A 17250-nucleotide genomic window follows, 5' to 3' on the forward strand; every position below is an offset into this window, starting at 1 on the left:
AAATCCGGGCGATGAAGTCGTTGTATGCGGAGTTCACGGCGCTGGAGGGCGCCGCGGACCTGGTCGAGCAGTTGCTGAGGACGCTCGCGGAAGCGGTGCGCCGGGAGCCCGGAAACCTCGTCTTCGACGCCTACCGAAAGTCCGACGATCCGCAGGAATTCTTCGTGTTCGAGATCTATGCGGATGAGAGCGCGTTCCGTTCCCATCTGGAGCAGGAGCACGGGCGTGTCTTCAACGAGCGGCTCGCCGAACTCGTGCAGGGAGGGCGATCTCGACTCACCTGGCTGACCCCGGTCGCCCAGGTCGGGACGGCGGACGGCGCGGGCCGGCCGGACACTGGGGCACCGCAGGCCTGACGGACCGGCCGCCTCGCGACGCGCGAGTCAGGCTCGAGTTGGCCGTTTTAACAGTGAATTCACAGCCACGAGAACCGTGCCCTCGATGAGCCGAAAAACTCGTGGCGTGCCGGAAGATTCCGGCGGGCGTAGAGGCAAACTGCGATACGTGGCGATGTATTACATTCATCGGTCGCGAAAAATCCCCGGAATTCCGGGGGAAATGACCGTCCCCCCTACTGGGGACTCGGAGGGGGACAATTTAAGCCTGTAGCGTTCAAGGTGGCCTCCCGAAAGCACGACCCGAATGCGTGCTGGCCGCTCTAGGAACCCAACCCGAATGATGATTCTTGGTACAACTACGCCTGCCCGCAAACGCCAGTGGGGGTCCGAACGCCGGACCGATCCGCTCCCCACCATTCATGCCACTCCGAGTGATCGCAAGGTCACCCTGGGTCGACTGGCGATCATCGCCACGGTGATCTTCTGGGTCGCCTATGTGATCTCCACGATCGTGCGCCAGTTCATCGAGAGCGGCAACACGTTCCGCTTCACCATGGAGGCGGTGTCCTACCTCGTCGTCGTCACCTTCCTGAGCTTCTCGGCCCTGATGTACCTGGTCGCACGGCAGGGGGCGCTCCAGCGGTTCCGTAGCCACGTGCGAGTGCCGCGCGCCGAGCTCGACCGCCACTTCGCGACCCACACCGGGTCGATGACGGTACTCGTGCCGTCCTACGCCGAGGAACCGCAGGTCGTTCGACAGACCCTCTGGTCGGCCGCCCTCCAGGAGTACCCGTCGCTCCGAGTCGTCCTGCTGCTCGACGACCCGCCCTTCCCCACCGATCCGGTGATCGCCGCGCGGCTCGACGAGACGCGTGCCCTCGCCGCCGGCATCATGGCGGCGCTGCGTGCCCCGTCCGAGCGATTCACCGCGGCGCAGCTCGAGTTCGCCGCGACGCCCGAGTCCGGCTGGGTCGACAACGAAGACGTGCGCACCCTCTCCGCCCACTACGGCTGGGCGGCGCTCTGGCTCGAGCGCATGGCCGAAGACGAGGACAACGTCGACCACGTCGACAGGTTCTTCGTCGACCAGGTTCTCGGCGGCCTCTCCGAGGAGTTCCGGCTCATCGCCGCAGCCCTTCTCGCGGCCGCCAACGAGGGCTCTGCTCCGGCCAGGGCTCGGATGACGGAACTCTACCGTCGGCTGGCCTGGACCTTCAGCGCCGAGGTTCGCACCTTCGAGCGCAAGCTGTACGCGTCCGTGTCCCACGAGGCGAACAAGGCGATGAACCTCAACTCCTACATCGGGCTGATGGGGGCGAGCTACCGTCACGAGAGCACTCCGAACGGAACGGTGCTCCGACGGGTAGAGCGTTCCGAGCTGGGCGACCTCGACGTGCCGGACTCCGAATACCTGCTCACCCTGGACGCGGACTCCCTGCTGCTTCGCGACTACTGCCTGCGACTCGTGCACCTGCTCGAGCAGCCGGAGAATGCGAGGGTCGCCGTGACGCAGACCCCGTACTCGTCCTTCCGCGGGGCCGGCACCCGCATCGAGCGCCTGGCCGGTGCGACCACCGACCTGCAGCACATCCTGCACCAGGGGATGTCCCACTTCGGCGCGACCTTCTGGGTGGGCGCGAACGCCGTCATCCGCAAGCGTGCCCTCGAGGACATCGTCGAGACCGAGCAGGTGGGCGGGTTCGAGATCCGCCGCTACGTGCAGGACCGCACCGTGATCGAGGACACCGAGTCGAGCATCGACCTCGGCACCCATGGGTGGACCCTGGTGAACTACCCGGAGCGCCTCAGCTACAGCGCGACGCCGCCGGACTTCGGTTCGCTTATCGTGCAGCGCCGGCGCTGGGCGAACGGCGGCCTGCTCATCCTGCCCAAGCTCTGGCGCCAGATGGCCGAGCGCAAACGCAACGGCCAGCGCATCTCGCGCATCGAGCTGGCACTTCGCCTCAACTACATGGCATCGATCGCCTGGGCGAGCTTCGGGCTCGTCTTCCTGCTCGCCTACCCGTACGACTCGCGGCTGCTCAGCCCGCTCGTGCTGTTCGCCGCCCTGCCGTACTTCCTCGCCATGGGCAGCGACCTGCGCTCGGCCGGCTACCGGTTCTCCGACGTGCTGCGCATCTACGGTTTCAACCTCATCCTGTTGCCGGTGAACCTCGCCGGCGTGTTCAAGTCGCTCCAGCAGGCGATCACCGGCAAGAAGATCCCGTTCGCCCGCACCCCCAAGGTGAAGAACCGCACGGCGGCACCGGTGCCCTACGTGGTCGCCCCATACCTCATCATCGCGTTCTCGGTGTTCACGCTCTGGCGTGACATCGTCGAACAGAACTGGGGAAACGCCGCATTCGCCGCCTTCAACGCGGTGCTCGCCACCTGGGCGACACTGTCCTACATCGGTGTGTTCAACTCGATAGTGGATGTCTGGGTCGGCATGACCGGCTGGCTCTTCGTCGACAAGCCGCGGCGTTCGACCGCGAAGGAAGACCAGCAGACGGAGTCGCCGATCGACTGGCGCGCGGTGCTGTACCACGGGCATCCCGGCGCCGATCTTCCGGATGCGCTGCGGTCGGATCAACACTCGACGGGAGCCTCCGAGGCCGCCTCGGCCAACGGGCAGGTGGCGGCATGAGCGCCCGTCGGTTGTCCATTCCCCGTCTCCTCGTCGCGGTCGTCGTGACGGCGGGCGTCGTGGCCGGCGGTCTCGTCGGAGCCCAGTGGGTCTCCGCCTCCGCCGAGAGTTCGCCGGAGGCCTGGTTCGCCGGCTATGCGGATGTCACGGCCACGCCGACATTCGCCTTCGAGTCCCCGGCGAGCAAGGCAGGCAAGAACGTGGTGCTGTCCTTCATCGTCGCGACCCCCGGCGACAATTGCGCACCCAGCTGGGGAGCGGCCTACTCGCTCGATGATGCGTCGGCCTCGCTCGACCTCGATCGGCGGATCGCCCGGCTGCAGCAGCAGGGCGGTGACATCGCCATCTCGTTCGGCGGCCTGACCAACGACGAGCTCGCCACCACCTGCACCGACGTGTCGAAGCTCGCGGCGGCCTACGCCTCGGTGATCGACCGCTACAAGGTGACCACCATCGATCTCGACATCGAGGGCGCCAACCTCTCAGACAGTGCGGCGAACCAGCGGCGCGCGTCCGCCATCGCGAAGGTGCAGAAGGAGCGTCGCTCGCAGGGCAAGAACCTCGCGGTGTGGCTGACGCTGCCGGTCTCGCCGGCCGGACTCGCGACCGACGGCCAGTCCGCGGTGCGCGACACGCTCGCCAGGCACGTGGACCTCGCCGGCGTCAACGCCATGACGATGGACTACGGCAACAGCCTGAAGGCGGGGACGAGCGAGCTCACCGGATCGACCCAGGCGCTCACGGCGACCCAGCGTCAGCTCGGGGTGCTCTATCGCCAGGCCGGAACCAGGCTGTCGGACAAGACGCTCTGGAGCAAGATCGGCGCGACGCCGATGATCGGCCAGAACGACGTGCGGAGCGAGGTCTTCACCCTCGCCGCAGCCAAGGCCCTCAACGCGTTCGCCCTCGACAAGGGCATCGGCCGGGTTTCGATGTGGTCGCTCAACCGAGACAAGACCTGCGGCTCCAACTACGTCACCCTTAAGCTCGTCTCGGATGCCTGCAGCGGCATCCATCAGGGCGGCGTACGCTTCGCCGACGTGCTCAGCGCGGGCGTCAAGGGGCGGCCGCTGCTGTCCGCCGGAACCGTCACCACGCCGGAACCGGTGAACAAGAGCGAGATCAAGGACGACCCGGCGACGAGCCCGTACGCGATCTGGTCGGCATCCTCGTCCTATCTGCAGGGCACCAAGATCGTCTGGCATCGCAATGTCTACCAGGCGAAGTGGTGGACCCGCGGCGACCTGCCAGACAACCCGGTGCTCAACGAGTGGGAGACCCCGTGGACGCTCGTGGGCCCCGTGCTCAAGGGCGAGAAGCCGATCCCGGTGCCGACCCTCGCACCCGGCACCTATCCCGACTGGTCGGGAGCCGCGCAATATGACAAGGGCGCTCGCGTGCTGTTCGACGATGTGCCATTCGAGGCGAAGTGGTGGAACCAGGGCGAGAGCCCGGAGGCGGCGTCGTCGAACCCCGACAGTTCCGCCTGGGTTCCGCTGACGGTCGCGCAGATCAAGGAGATCGCCGCCACGGCGAAATAGCCCGGGACCTTCGGCCCTGCGGCCGGTACCCGAGCCCGTCACTCTGGTGGGTGGAGCCACCCGTCCCGCCCGGACGGGTGGCTTCCTGAGCGGAGGGATGCGCCATGGACGACAAGACCGTCGTGGGCTGGAACGACTCGATCCACGCGCGGGTGGCTCTGGAGTGGGCAGTGGCCCGCGAACGATCCCGCAAGGGCCGGCTTCGCATCGTGCGCGTCGTCGACGATTCGGCGGGGGACTTCGACGCCTCCTCGCTGCAGAAGGCGCTCACGGAGGCGAAGGACGCCGTCAGGGCCGAGGTGGCCCGCGTCGCGCAGGACGCGCCCAAGGTGGAGGTGAAGGGCGAGGTCGTGCACGGCGAGCCGGCGAGGGAACTCGGCCGCTTCTCGAACCCGAAGACGCTCCTGGTGGTGGGCACGCGGGAACGCGGCGGGCCGAGCGCCCGCTTCGCGTGGTCGATCGGCGCGAGGCTCGGCGGTGTCGCCCATGGTCCGATCGCGATCATCCCGACCGAGGTCGACCACACGCGCACGGGAGTCGTCGTGGGGGTGGACGAGACGGCGACGTCGATGGCGGCGGCCGCCTTCGCTGCGGCGGAAGCCAGGAGACTCGGCGGCGAGCTCACCGTCGTTCACGTGTGGACGGATCCGCCGGTGTGGCAGGAGGCCTACGTTCCCGACGACGAATTCATCGGCTGGCTCGAACGCCAGCACGGTGAGGTGCTCGATGCGGCGATCACGGAGATCGCCAAGGCGAACCCCGGACTGCCGATTCGACGGGTTCTCGCCCGCAATGCCCTGCCGGCCTGGGAGCTGCGCGAGGAGTCGCGGGGCGCGGCTTTGCTCGTGGTCGGAAACCGGGGCCGCCGGGGACTCACCCGCCTGCTTCTCGGTTCGGTGAGCCACACGATCGTGCTCAACATCGAGGTGCCGACGATCATCGTGGGGCGCAGCGCGAGCTGAGCCGCGCTACCAGGCCGCCGGCTCGTAGTCCTTGAGGAAGACGCCGCTGATGTCCTCGCCGAGTTCTCCCCGCACGATCGGGTCGTAGACCCGCGCCGCTCCGTCCACGAGGTCGAGCGGGGCGTGGAATCCCTCCTCGGCGAGCCGCACCTTCGTCGGGTGGGGTCGCTCGTCCGTGATCCAGCCGGTGTCGACACTGGTCATGAGGATGCCGTCGCTCTCGAGCATCTCCTTGGCGCTCGTGCGGGTGAGCATGTTGAGCGCCGCCTTGGCCATGTTGGTATGCGGATGCCCAGGACCCTTGTAGCCGCGCCCGAACTGGCCTTCCATGGCGGAGACGTTCACGATGTACTTCCGACGGGCCCGGGAGGCGGCCAGGGCGGGGCGCAGTCGCGACACCAGAAGGAACGGTGCCGTCACGTTGGCGAGCTGCACCTCGAGCATCTCGAGCGGGTCGACCTCGTGCACGAACTGGGTCCAGCTGTTCTGGTCGTGGTGGTCGGGCACCAGGCCGCCAGCATCGATCGCGGTGCCGGCCGCGAGCCGGGCGAGCGACGACGAACCGGCCGCGAGGGCGAGTTCGGTGAGCTCCTCCGCCGAGAGACCGCCGGCATTGGCGAGGATGGGGTGCGAGCCGACCGAGGCCGCGAGTGCCTGCGGGTGCGCGTCGTTCGTGTGCCCGAAGGTGAGCAGCTCGGGGAGCGGCCCGTCCGGCAGTGGCGCTGATTCGGCATCCGCGAGAGGCGCGTACGAGCCGGGGGAGCGGCGAACGGTCTGGGCGGCATTGTTGATGAGGATGTCGAGCGGGCCTGCCTCGATCATCGCGTCGGTGAGACCGATCACCTGGGCCGGGTCCCGCAGGTCGATGCCGACCACGCGCAGGCGGTGCAGCCAGTCGTGGGAGTCGGGAAGCGAGGCGAACCGGCGCACGGCGTCGCGCGGGAAGCGGGTCGTGATGGTGGTGTGCGCCCCGTCGCGCAGCAGCCGCAGGGCGATGTACATGCCGATCTTCGCGCGGCCACCGGTGAGCAGGGCCGAGCGACCGGTGAGGTCCGTTCGGGCGTCGCGCTTGGCGTGGTTGATCGCCGCGCAGTCCGGACAGAGCTGGTGGTAGAAGGCATCCACCTGGGTGTAGTGCTGCTTGCAGATGTAGCAGGGGCGCGACTTGAGCAGCGTTCCCGCCGTGGGGGCCGCGACGGTGATCGAGAGCGGGATGCCGCGGGTCTCGTCGTCGATGCGGTCCGGCGCCCCGGTGGCGGTGTTGGCCACCACCGCGCGGTCGGCATCCGCGATCTCCGCCCGTTTCTCGAGTCGACGGTTCTTCTTCACCGACTTGAACATGCGCGCGGTGGCCTGACGCACGGCGATGAAGTCGGGATGCTCCTCGTCGAGGGAGTCCATCGTCGCGAGCACGCGCAACGTCACCTCGAGGTCGGAGGGCGGAATATTGCTGGGCAGGGAGTCACTCATGGGCTCAGGAAAGTCTACGGCCCGGGCCGCCTCGACCGCCGCCCCGACCGCCGCCGGGGCCGGTCCGGTCGACAGCCGCGCCCATTCGGGCCGAATGGCCGCTGCGCCGGGATCACACCGGCCATTCGGCCCGTCTCGACGGTGAAAATTCGGCGAGGGTTGGCTGCGGCCACGATTTCTCGCCGCCGGCCTGTGGCGGCTGCTGGTCGTACCGGAGCGTCGCGGGTAGTCCGATCTCCGGCCGATCGTCCCCGCCGCGCGCGCAATGTGGCACGGTTGACCCATGGCAAAGAAGATTCTGCTCGACTGCGACCCGGGACTGGATGACGCACTCGCCCTCTTGCTGGCGCACGGGGATCCGAACCTCGAGCTGGTGGGGGTGACCACCGTCGGCGGGAACGTCTCCCTCGAGCGGACCACCGCGAATGCTCTCGCCCTGCGCGAGTACCTCGGCTTCGGCACCGTGCCGGTGGCGGCCGGGGCGGGCAAGCCGCTCCTGGGCGACGTGCGCGAGGCCAGCCATGTGCACGGCGAGACCGGGCTCGGATCCGTCAGCCTGCCGGTGGCCACCCTCCCGCTGAGCGAGCTGCACGCCGTCGACTTCATCATCGAGACCCTGCGCGCCACGCCGGGAGCCGTGCACCTCGTGGCGACCGGTCCGCTCACCAACATCGCCCTGGCCCTCGAGAAGGAGCCGGCGATCGCCCGGTGGGCGGCATCCTTCACGATCATGGGTGGCTCGTTCACGCGCGGCAACGCGACTCCGGCAGCCGAATTCAACATCTATGCAGACCCGGAGGCCGCCCGCGTGGTCTTCGACGCTGACTGGCAGGTGGTGATGGTGGGCCTCGACCTCACCCACCAGGCCCTCGCGAACGGCCCGGTGGTCGAGCGTCTCGCCCGGCTCGGAACGCTCGCCCACGAGCTCATCCTGCCGCTCGCCACCTACTACGCGAGCCGCAACAGCCACGACCCGGATGGCCAGGCGGTGCACGACGTCTGCGCCGTCGCCCACGTGTCCCGTCCGGACCTCTTCGCCTCGCGCGTGGCGAGGGTGGACGTGGAGACCACGGGCAAGCTCACGAGCGGCATGACGGTCGTCGACTTCGACGCGTCGATCCCGAACGCCCTCGTGCCTGTCGCCCTCGATGTCAACGGCTTCTGGGCCTACGTCGAGCACGTCTACGGCCTCGTCGCCACCCACCATGGTTGAGACGGGGCTTCTCGACAGAATCCCCGAGGGCACAGACCCGGATGCCGTCTACTCGGCGTTTGTGGACTGGGCGCTCGAGCGCGGGCTGAGCCTCTATCCGGCCCAGGACGAGGCGCTCATCGAGATCGTCTCCGGCGCCAACCTCATCCTCAGCACCCCCACGGGCACCGGAAAGTCGCTCGTGGCGGTCGGGGCGCACTTCGCCGCCCTCAGCCAGGGCAAGCGCACCTTCTACACCGCGCCGATCAAGGCGCTCGTCTCGGAGAAGTTCTTCTCGCTCGTCGAGATCTTCGGTGCCGAGAACGTCGGCATGGTCACCGGTGATTCGAGCGTCAACGCCGACGCTCCGATCATCTGCTGCACCGCCGAGATCCTCGCGAACCTCGCCCTGCGGCACGGGGCCGACGCCCCGGTCGACCAGGTGGTGATGGACGAGTTCCACTTCTATTCGGACCCGGATCGTGGCTGGGCCTGGCAGGTGCCGCTGCTCACCCTGCCGCGGGTGCAGTTCATCCTCATGTCGGCGACGCTCGGTGACGTCGAGTGGCTGGCAAAGGACCTGCGCGAACGGAACGGCCGGGAGACCGCCGTCGTGGTGGGCGTCGACCGGCCGGTGCCCCTGCACTATTCGTACGCCACCACGCCGGTGCACGAGACGGTCGAGGACCTGCTGCAGACGAACCAGGCGCCCATCTACATCGTGCACTTCTCGCAGCTCGCCGCGCTCGAGCGCGCCCAGGCCCTCACCAGCGTGAAGATCGCCACACGGGAGCAGCGCGACGAGATCGCGGCAGCCATCGGCGACTTCCGGTTCACCACCAACTTCGGTCGCACGCTCAGCCGCCTCATCCGCTCCGGAATCGGGGTGCACCACGCCGGGATGCTGCCCAAGTACCGCCGGCTCGTCGAACAGCTCGCCCAGCAGGGGCTGCTCAAGGTGATCTGCGGCACCGACACGCTCGGGGTCGGCATCAACGTGCCGATCCGCACCGTGCTGCTCACGGCACTCACCAAGTTCGACGGCACGAAGATGCGGCAGTTGAGCGCGCGAGAGTTCCACCAGATCGCGGGGCGCGCCGGACGCGCCGGGTACGACACGGCCGGCACCGTGGTGGTGCAGGCCCCCGAGCACGAGACCGAGAACGCCAGGCTGCTCGCCAAGGCGGGCGACGACCCCAAGAAGGTGAAGCGGATCGTGCGCAAGCGAGCGCCGGAGGGCTTCGTCTCGTGGGGCGAGCCGAGTTTCACCCGGCTGGTGTCTGCCGAGCCGGAGACGCTCTCCTCGAGCATGCAGGTGAGTCACGCGATGGTTCTCAACGTGATCGGCCGCGGCGGCGAGCCGTTCGACGAGATGCGCGAGCTGATCGAGAACAACCATGAGCCGAGGGCGCGGCAGCTCGAGCTCGCCCGCCAGGCGCTCGCGATCTACCGCACCCTGCGCACGGCCGAGATCGTGCAGCAGGACGCGAGCGGCGTGATCAGCCTCACGGTGGACCTCCAGCCCAATTTCGCCCTGAACCAGCCCCTGTCGCCGTTCGCCCTCGCGGTGTTCGACCTGCTCGAGCCTGAATCGCCCAGCTACGCCCTCGACATGATCTCGGTGCTCGAGGCGACCCTCGACGACCCGCGCCCGGTTCTGTCCGCCCAGCAGTTCATGGCCCGCGGCGAGGCCGTCGCGGCGATGAAGAGCGAGGGAATCGAGTACGACCAGCGCATGGAACTGCTCGAGGAGATCCGGCATCCGATGCCGCTCGAGGAGCTTCTCGGGCAGGCCTTCGAACGCTACCGCGCCTCGCAGCCGTGGGTGGGGGACTTCGAGCTGAGCCCCAAGTCTGTGGTGCGCGACCTCTACGAGCGCGCGATGACCTTCAACGACTTCATCGGGTTCTACAAGCTCAACCGTTCGGAGGGACTCGTTCTGCGCTACCTCTCCGACGCCTACCGAGCCGCACGGCAGACCATTCCGGATGAGGCGAAGACCGAGGAACTGCTCGACCTGATCGAGTGGCTCGGCGAACTCGTGCGCCAGGTCGACTCGAGCCTGCTCGACGAGTGGGAGGAACTCATCAACCCGAGCGCCGCGGTGGGAGTCGAGAGGGCGACCCTGCCTCCCGTCCCGCACAACGTCACGACCAACGTGCGGGCATTCCGCATCCTCGTGCGCAACGAGCTCTTCCGGCGGGTGCAGCTCGCCGCCCTCGAGAACTACCAGGAGCTGGGGGAGCTGGATGCCGCTGCCGGCTTCGACGCGGACGCCTGGGGCGACGCCATGGACGCCTACTTCGACGCCCACAACGCGCTGGGCACCGGACCGGATGCGCGCAGTTCGGCGATGCTCATCGTGGAGGAGGGCGCTGAGACCTGGACGGTGCGGCAGATCTTCGACGACCCGGCCGGCGACCACGACTGGGGGATCTCGGCCACGATCGACATCGCCGAATCGAACGCGGCCGGACTCGCCGTGGTACGGGTGACCGCGATCGGCATGATCTAGAACCAGCCAGTGCCCGTGGTGCCGGCCGGGCGCGGTCGAGCGTAGAGTGCGAAGAAACGTGAGGGTCCGATGGCCGTGGGAGGCGAGAACTCATGATCACCGCGCGGGATCTCGGCGCCTTCGTGGCCGACCGGCTGTACCAGGCCCGCACGCAGTTCGGGCATGTGTTCCGACGCAAGAGCGCCGACCGCTATCACCGCGGCGAACTCGCGCCAGTGCTCCTGTTGCCGGGAGTGTACGAGACCTGGCACTTCCTGCGCCCCGTCGCCGACCACCTGAACGCGCGGGGACACCCCATCCATGCGGTCGCCGACCTCGGCTACAACCGCCTCACGATCGCGGACTCCGCCGCCGTCGTGCAGCGCTACCTCGACGTACACGACCTTCGCGCGGTGATCGTCGTTGCGCACAGCAAGGGCGGCCTGATCGCGAAACACATGATGACCATCGACGACGTCACCGGCAGGATCGATCGGCTCATCGCCGTGAACAGCCCGTTCGCCGGCTCGCCCCTCGCCCGGTTCGCCCCGAGCGCCACCCTGCGCGCATTCGCGCCCACCGACAGCACCCTCGCCGCGCTCGCCGCCAACCTCGACGTGAATCGGCGCATCGCGTCGATCTTCAGCCGCCGGGATCCGCTCATCCCCGGCGGCAGCCGGCTCGACGGGGCGACGAACATCGAACTGGCGATGGTCGGGCACTTCCGGCCGCTCGGCTCGCAGGAGCTTCTCGACGCCATCGACCGCGTGCTCGATGCCGCGCCGAGACGAGAATAGAAGTCATGCAGAAGCACCAGCGACTCGTCCTCGCGATTGCCGTCCTCGCCTCCTTCGTCGCCTTCCTCGATGGCTCGGTGATCAACGTGGCGCTTCCGGCGATCATGCGGGAGCTGGGCGGGGGCCTCAGCACCCAGCAGTGGGTCGTCGACGCCTACCTCATCACGCTCGGCTCCCTCATCCTCGTGGCCGGGTCGCTCTCCGACGTCTTCGGCCGCATCATCGTGCTCCGCTGGGGGCTCGCCGGCTTCGGTGTCGCCTCGCTGATCTGCGCCATCGCGCCCACCGCGGAGGTGCTCATCGTGGCCAGGGGGCTCCAGGGGGTGGCTGGGGCGCTCCTGGTGCCGAGTTCGCTCGCGATCATCCTGTCCACCTTCCGTGGGCCCGAGCAGGCGAAGGCCATCGGATCGTGGACGGCCTGGACGAGCGCCGCGTTCATCGCGGGCCCCCTGCTGGGTGGCATCTTCGTGGACGTGCTCTCCTGGCGCTACGTGTTCGCCATCAATGTGCTGCCGATCGTCGTGACACTGTGGCTGCTCTTCGTGCTCAAGCAGAAGGACGAGCGCGAACCCGGCGTGTCGATCGACTGGCTCGGCGCGATCCTGGGCGTGTTCGGGCTCGGTCTGCCGGTGTTCGCGCTCATCGAACAGGGTCGATACGGCTGGACGAGCCCGGCGATCTACCTGCCGATGGTCTTCGGCGTGCTGGCGCTCGGCGCGTTCTTCTGGCGGGAAAGTGTCGCGAGGCAGCCGATGGTGCCGCTTGGACTGTTCCGGGTGCGCAACTTCGCCGTGGGAAACGTCGCCACGACGGCGATCTATGGGGCGCTCTCGATCGGCGGGTTCCTGCTCGCGGTCTTCCTGCAGCAGGTGGGCGGATACAAGGCGACCGTCGCCGGGATCGCGATCCTGCCCGTGACGATCATCAGCATCCTGTTCTCGTCGTACATCGGTGCGCTCGCCGGCCGCTTCGGCCCGAGGATCTTCATGACGGTCGGCCCCATCATCGGAGGCCTCGGCTACCTGTACTTCCTGCGGATGGGCGCGTCGCCGAACTACTGGACGGATGTGCTGCCCGGGGTGATCCTGTTCGGGATCGGGCTCACGATCACCGTCGCACCCCTGACGAGCGCCATCCTCGGCGCGATCGACCAGCGGCAGGCGGGCATCGGATCGGCGATCAACAATGCGGTGTCGAGGGTCGCCGGGCTCATCGCGATCGCCATGCTCGGCCTGATCATCGGCCCCCTGCTCGACGTCGACGGCTTTCACCGGGGAATGGTCGTCACCGCGTGCCTGCTGTTCGCCGGCGGAGTCGCGTCCGGCCTCGGCATCCGCAACCTGCCGCACCCGGCGGAGGCCACGGCAGCAGCGTCTCCCGAGGGGCTGGCGCAACCCGAATAGTCGCACGGGTCAGAGCAGCAGCCGCTCGCCGCTGAAGGCGAGCACCACCACGTTGACGATCGCCGCCGCGATGATCAGCTGGAAGAGAAGCCTGGTCGGCGGGCGGCGGAGCGCCGCGGCGATTCCCGCGGCGAGTAGCAGCGTGGCGGCGAGTCCGACCCACTGGAGCGCCGACCGCTGCCCGGTCGGCCCGAGGAAGGCCAGGATGCCGGCCCCGGCGAGTGCGAGGGAGATCACCACGCCGGACGCCCGCCTGCCCAGCCGATGGGGGAGCCCGCTCACGCCTGTGCGCCGATCGTCGTCGAGGTCGGGCAGCACGTTGGCGAAGTGGGCGGCGACGCCGAGCAGAGCACCGACGCCGATCGCCCAGGGCGCGGCGATCGCCGGGTGCTGGCGGGCGAGCGAGACGATGAGCGGGATGGTGCCGAAGCCGACGGCGTAGGGGATTACCGAGAATGCGGTGTTCTTGAGCCAGGTGTTGTAGCTCCACCCGCAGGCCAGGAACACGAGGTTCGCCGTCGTCGTCGCCGGCCCGAGGGCAAGGCCGGCCAGGATCGCCAGGGCGGCGCACGCGAAGGCCGCGGCTCGTACGGCGCCCGTGCTCACCAGCCCGAGGGCCACCGGCTTGTCGGTTCGCCCGACCGTGCGATCCCGCTCGGCGTCGAGCCAGTCGTTGCTGAGCCCGACCGAGAACTGATTGGCGAGAAGGGCGAGGGCGAGCAGCACGAGTCGTGCGGTGTCGAGGCCGAGCCCGATGCCCAGGACGACCGCGACGAGACTCACCGCGAGCGACGGCCCCGGGTGCGTTGAGCGCGCGAGCGCGGCGAGCTTGCTGGGCATTCCCCCATCGTATGGGCTGCCCTACCTGGGCCATTCAGGGGATCAGCAGCAGCTTTCCGATGTGCTCGGATGCCTCCAGCCGCCGGTGCGCGCGGGCGGCCTCGGCGAACGGAATGCGCTGGTCGATCACGGGGACCACCTGCCCGGCGACGACGAAGGGCCACACGTTCTCGCGCACGCTCGCCATGATCGCGGCCTTCTCCTCGCTCGGTCTGGCTCGAAGGGTGCTGCCGTGGATCGTCAGCCATTTGCTCATCAGGGTTCTCACGTCGACGGTGCCCCGGGCGGCGCTCTGGTTTCCGATGATCGCGAGACGCCCGCGTGGCGCCAAGGCGTTGAGGTTGCGGTCGAGGTACGCGCCGCCGATCGCGTCGAGGATCACGTCGGCGCCCCGCCCGTCCGTGGCGTCGAGCAGACGCTCGACGAAGTCCTCAGTGCGGTAGTTGATCAGAATCACGGCTCCGAGCCGTTCGCAGGCCGCGAGCTTCTCGTCCGTGCCAGCCGTAGTGGCGACGAGCGCGCCGTGCGCCCTGGCCAGCTGGATCGCCGTCGTGCCGATGCCGCTCGATCCGCCGTGCACGAGAAGCGTCTCGCCCGCCCGAAGCCCGGCGAGCATGAACACGTTCGACCACACCGTCGCCAGGGTCTCTGGGAGTCCCGCGGCATCCACCAGGTTCATCGAGTCCGGCACGTCGAGCAGCAGGGCGGCCTCCGCCACGACGAGGCTCGCGTACCCGCCGCTCGGCAGCAGAGCGCAGACCCGGTCGCCGATCGACCGGCCGACCACGCCGCGGCCGAGTGCGACGATCGTGCCGGAGACCTCCATTCCCGGCAGCGGAGAGGTGCCGGGCGGCGACGGGTAGTGGCCGAGTCGCTGGGAGACGTCCGCTCGATTGACGCCGGCGGCGGCCACCTCGATGAGCACCTGCCCCGGCCCGGGATCCGGGTCGGGGTGCTCACCGAGGGTGAGGACCTCCGGGCCGCCGGGCAGGGGGATCGATATCGCTCGCATGCGTCAACGGTACGCCCAGCCAGTACGGCTAGGTTTGGGGTATGCCCAGCGCTCCAGACGAAGCCTCACTTACGCGCCTGCTCCCAGGAACCTGGCGGATCGGGGCCACCAATTTTCCCTTCTGGCTGAATGGTGACCGTCTGTCTCCCACCTTCACCTACGAGCTTGCCAAGACCGGCCCGCTCAGCCTTCGCGACACCGTCGAATGGACGACGCCGGACGGCAGGGAGAGACGCCTCGTGGGGGTCGACCGATGGCGCGGGGACGACTTCCGCCGGAGAGGCAAAGGCGTGCTCGCCCTCACGTCGAGCCGCTGGTCGGTGACCGGGGTGAGCGAGGATTCGACGATCGTCGTCATCCGTTACTCCAAGACGCTCTTCTCCCCGGCCGGGGTGGATGTCGTGACGAGGGAGGGCGCGGACGCGCACACCCTGCGCACCAGGGTCGCCGAATCGCCCGAGGGACTCGGCCTCACCCACGAGGAATTCGCGAGCCTCACCTGGCTCGAGCTGAAGCCGGAGTGACCCCGCGCGGTCAGGCGTCGAGGTAGCCGAGGGCCACGAGAACGTCGATCGGTCGCTCTACGGCACCGAAGTGGCCGCAATCGGCGACCACGGTGCGAACGCTCGACGGGAGCAGGCGGCCGAGCTCGTCGAGGTCGGACTGCGTGACGAACACGTCCCGGTCGCCCTTCGTCGCGCGCACCGGGCACTCGATGGCGGCCCACATCGCCTCGGCGTCGTACCCGCGGGTGACCTCGGCGGCGGAGGCGAACGACCGCGGGCGAACCTCCCGGGCGAGAGCCAGCACCTGCGATCGCGGCACCTTCGTCCAGTGGCGGAACAGCGGGAACGTCGCCGGGCGCAGCAACCCGATCGCGTGGAACCCCCGCACGACGGCCGGGCCCGCCGGCCCGATGGCGGCGAGAACCCGCATGACCCGCCACAGCATGGTGAACCCGGGGAGCTCGGCGAAGTTGCGCACGGGATGTTCCACGCTGCGAATGGTGGAGAACGTGGTGCCGGACACGATCCCGACCGAGAGCACGCACTGTGGCCAGATCGAGGCCATGTGCAGCGCGATGAACCCGCCGAGGGAGTGCCCGACGAGGTCCCACTCGGTGTAGCCGAGCTCCTCCGCCATGTCCTTGACGAGGCTGCACACGGCAAGCACCGTCTGGTCGGCACGGTCGCTCGAGAGCGACGCGTCACCCCAGCCCGGAAGATCGAGCAGGACGACGTCGCCGAGGTCCACTCCGAGCCCGGCGGCGGTCTGCAGCAGGGGAGTCCAGGTGGTCCAGGAGCCCGCTGCACCGTGCAGGAAGATGGTCGCCCGGGTGGAGGTGCGCCGGGGCACGTGGCGCGCCACGCAGGTGCCGAGCGGGCTCGCGACCGTGGTGCTGACCAGCCCGAGGTCGGCGGCGTCGGTGACCAGCTCGTGCGGAGAGTACCGGTCGACGAGACGGATGGTCATTCTTCGGCTCCAATGATCTCTTCGCGCACGCGTCGGAGGTCCTCGAGCAGGGAGCCGACGAGAATCCAGTGCTGCGAATCGGGGCTGGCCACCACGAGCGGGGCCGTGAGCGCGGGGAGTTCCGCCGTGATCGGCGCGGTGAGCGGGGGAAGGGACCGGAGCGGTCGGGCGAGCAGTTCCAGGTCGTGGGCGGCCCGGTCGAGTTCGACACCGATCGAGACGGCGACCCGATCGTGCACGAGCTCCGGGTCGTACCGGTCGTGGAGGGCCCTCGCCATGCCGATCACCCGGGTCACCAGTGGGCCCAGGATCGCGAGCAGATCGCGGTCACGTTCGAGAAGCGACCGGTGCCTGCCGCGGCGCGGGTTGAGCATGAGGCTCTCCTCAGCGCGATCTAGCGCGTCGGCGGCAGAGTCCTTGAGCGTTCTCAGCGCCCGGGCATCCTCGAGGATCGCGGCCAGTTGTGCGTCGTCCTGGGGTTCCCGAAGCGACCGGGCGAGAGCGCGGAGGGATGCCGCGACCTTGGCGGCGAGGGACTGCACCGCGTCGTGCGCCGGAGTCAGCAGCACCGGCGGCACGATGGCGGCATTGACCGCCAGGCCGACGACGGCACCGATCACCGTCTCGATGATGCGGTTCACGGCGTAGCCGGGCGTCTGCACCCCGATGGCGAGCACGAGCATCGCGCTGATCGGGATCTGGTTGGCCGACCCGGGGGAGAGGCGCAGCGCCCACGCGAGCAGCAGCGAGACGACGATGATGCCGAGGACGATCCAGCTCGAGTGGCCGAAGAGCGCGCCGGCGCCATAGGCGAGGAGCACACCGAAGACCACCCCGACGCTGCGCTCGATTCCCTTTGCCAGGGACTGGTTGACGCTCGGCTGCACCACGAGCAGAGCGGCGATCGCGGCGAAGATCGGCAGGGGCTGGCCGAGCAGCAGAACGCAGAGCAGCCAGGCGACGATCGCGGCGACGGAGGTCTTCAACACCTGCAGGATGGGGCTGCGAGAGGATGCTCGAAGCGAGGCGATCAATCGCATCCCTCCACAGTATCGCTCGGGCGGAGGGCCGGGTCTCAGGC

The 17250-nt window shown here is 68.8% G+C and carries 14 protein-coding genes; 9 read left to right on the top strand and 5 right to left on the bottom strand.

The annotated features are described in order from the left end of the window. The first annotated feature begins 11 nt into the window (after nucleotides 1-11). The 4 genes from FVP33_RS00130 to FVP33_RS00145 all read left to right on the top strand — a co-directional run bounded on the left by FVP33_RS00130 (nucleotide 12) and on the right by FVP33_RS00145 (nucleotide 5488). Nucleotides 12-356 carry a putative quinol monooxygenase gene (locus FVP33_RS00130; RefSeq protein WP_147781614.1) on the top strand — a complete coding sequence of 115 codons (345 nt, stop codon included), beginning with the start codon at nucleotides 12-14 and terminating at the stop codon, nucleotides 354-356. A 319-nt stretch (nucleotides 357-675) separates the two neighbouring features. Then, a complete protein-coding gene (locus tag FVP33_RS00135) occupies nucleotides 676-2985 on the top strand; it encodes a glycosyltransferase family 2 protein (RefSeq protein WP_147781615.1) in 2310 nt (769 codons plus the stop codon). Then, nucleotides 2982-4526 carry a chitinase gene (locus tag FVP33_RS00140; protein ID WP_147781616.1) on the top strand — a complete coding sequence of 515 codons (1545 nt, stop codon included), beginning with the start codon at nucleotides 2982-2984 and terminating at the stop codon, nucleotides 4524-4526. Before FVP33_RS00135 ends, FVP33_RS00140 begins: the two co-directional genes overlap by 4 nt. 104 nt (nucleotides 4527-4630) lie before the next feature. Continuing rightward, on the top strand, nucleotides 4631-5488 hold the full coding sequence (locus FVP33_RS00145; protein WP_147781617.1) for a universal stress protein: 858 nt from the start codon (nucleotides 4631-4633) through the stop codon (nucleotides 5486-5488). A 6-nt stretch (nucleotides 5489-5494) separates the two neighbouring features. Here FVP33_RS00145 and FVP33_RS00150 read toward each other — a convergent pair whose 3' ends face one another. Further along, on the bottom strand, nucleotides 5495-6958 hold the full coding sequence (locus tag FVP33_RS00150; protein WP_147781618.1) for an SDR family oxidoreductase: 1464 nt from the start codon (nucleotides 6956-6958) through the stop codon (nucleotides 5495-5497). A 283-nt stretch (nucleotides 6959-7241) separates the two neighbouring features. Between FVP33_RS00150 and FVP33_RS00155 the strand changes: the two genes are divergently transcribed. The 4 genes from FVP33_RS00155 to FVP33_RS00170 all read left to right on the top strand — a co-directional run bounded on the left by FVP33_RS00155 (nucleotide 7242) and on the right by FVP33_RS00170 (nucleotide 12844). After that, on the top strand, nucleotides 7242-8171 hold the full coding sequence (locus FVP33_RS00155; protein WP_147781619.1) for a nucleoside hydrolase: 930 nt from the start codon (nucleotides 7242-7244) through the stop codon (nucleotides 8169-8171). Then, on the top strand, nucleotides 8164-10665 hold the full coding sequence (locus FVP33_RS00160) for a DEAD/DEAH box helicase (protein WP_222706578.1): 2502 nt from the start codon (nucleotides 8164-8166) through the stop codon (nucleotides 10663-10665). The genes FVP33_RS00155 and FVP33_RS00160 overlap by 8 nt, the downstream gene beginning before the upstream one ends. 92 nt (nucleotides 10666-10757) lie before the next feature. Next, a complete protein-coding gene (locus FVP33_RS00165) occupies nucleotides 10758-11441 on the top strand; it encodes an esterase/lipase family protein (RefSeq protein ID WP_147781621.1) in 684 nt (227 codons plus the stop codon). A 5-nt stretch (nucleotides 11442-11446) separates the two neighbouring features. Continuing rightward, a complete protein-coding gene (locus FVP33_RS00170) occupies nucleotides 11447-12844 on the top strand; it encodes an MFS transporter (RefSeq protein ID WP_147781622.1) in 1398 nt (465 codons plus the stop codon). Nucleotides 12845-12853: 9 nt separating this feature from the next. Here FVP33_RS00170 and FVP33_RS00175 read toward each other — a convergent pair whose 3' ends face one another. Then, the gene (locus FVP33_RS00175) at nucleotides 12854-13684 is read right to left on the bottom strand and encodes a UbiA family prenyltransferase (RefSeq protein WP_147781623.1); all 831 of its coding nucleotides are present in this window, start codon (nucleotides 13682-13684) and stop codon (nucleotides 12854-12856) included. 34 nt (nucleotides 13685-13718) lie between these two features. Next, the gene (locus FVP33_RS00180; protein WP_147781624.1) at nucleotides 13719-14696 is read right to left on the bottom strand and encodes an NAD(P)H-quinone oxidoreductase; all 978 of its coding nucleotides are present in this window, start codon (nucleotides 14694-14696) and stop codon (nucleotides 13719-13721) included. Between the two features lie 41 nt (nucleotides 14697-14737). Between FVP33_RS00180 and FVP33_RS00185 the strand changes: the two genes are divergently transcribed. Further along, nucleotides 14738-15220: a hypothetical protein gene (locus FVP33_RS00185; RefSeq protein WP_147781625.1), complete on the top strand. Its 483-nt coding sequence runs from the start codon at nucleotides 14738-14740 to the stop codon at nucleotides 15218-15220. Between the two features lie 10 nt (nucleotides 15221-15230). Here FVP33_RS00185 and FVP33_RS00190 read toward each other — a convergent pair whose 3' ends face one another. Together FVP33_RS00190 and FVP33_RS00195 are read right to left on the bottom strand one after the other, a co-directional pair. Continuing rightward, on the bottom strand, nucleotides 15231-16169 hold the full coding sequence (locus FVP33_RS00190) for an alpha/beta fold hydrolase (protein ID WP_147781626.1): 939 nt from the start codon (nucleotides 16167-16169) through the stop codon (nucleotides 15231-15233). Next, on the bottom strand, nucleotides 16166-17209 hold the full coding sequence (locus FVP33_RS00195; RefSeq protein WP_147781627.1) for an FUSC family protein: 1044 nt from the start codon (nucleotides 17207-17209) through the stop codon (nucleotides 16166-16168). The genes FVP33_RS00190 and FVP33_RS00195 overlap by 4 nt, the downstream gene beginning before the upstream one ends. Nucleotides 17210-17250: the final 41 nt, after the last annotated feature.

Origin of the sequence: Lacisediminihabitans profunda (assembly GCF_008040105.1) — a bacterium.
Lineage (GTDB): Bacteria > Actinomycetota > Actinomycetes > Actinomycetales > Microbacteriaceae > Lacisediminihabitans > Lacisediminihabitans profunda.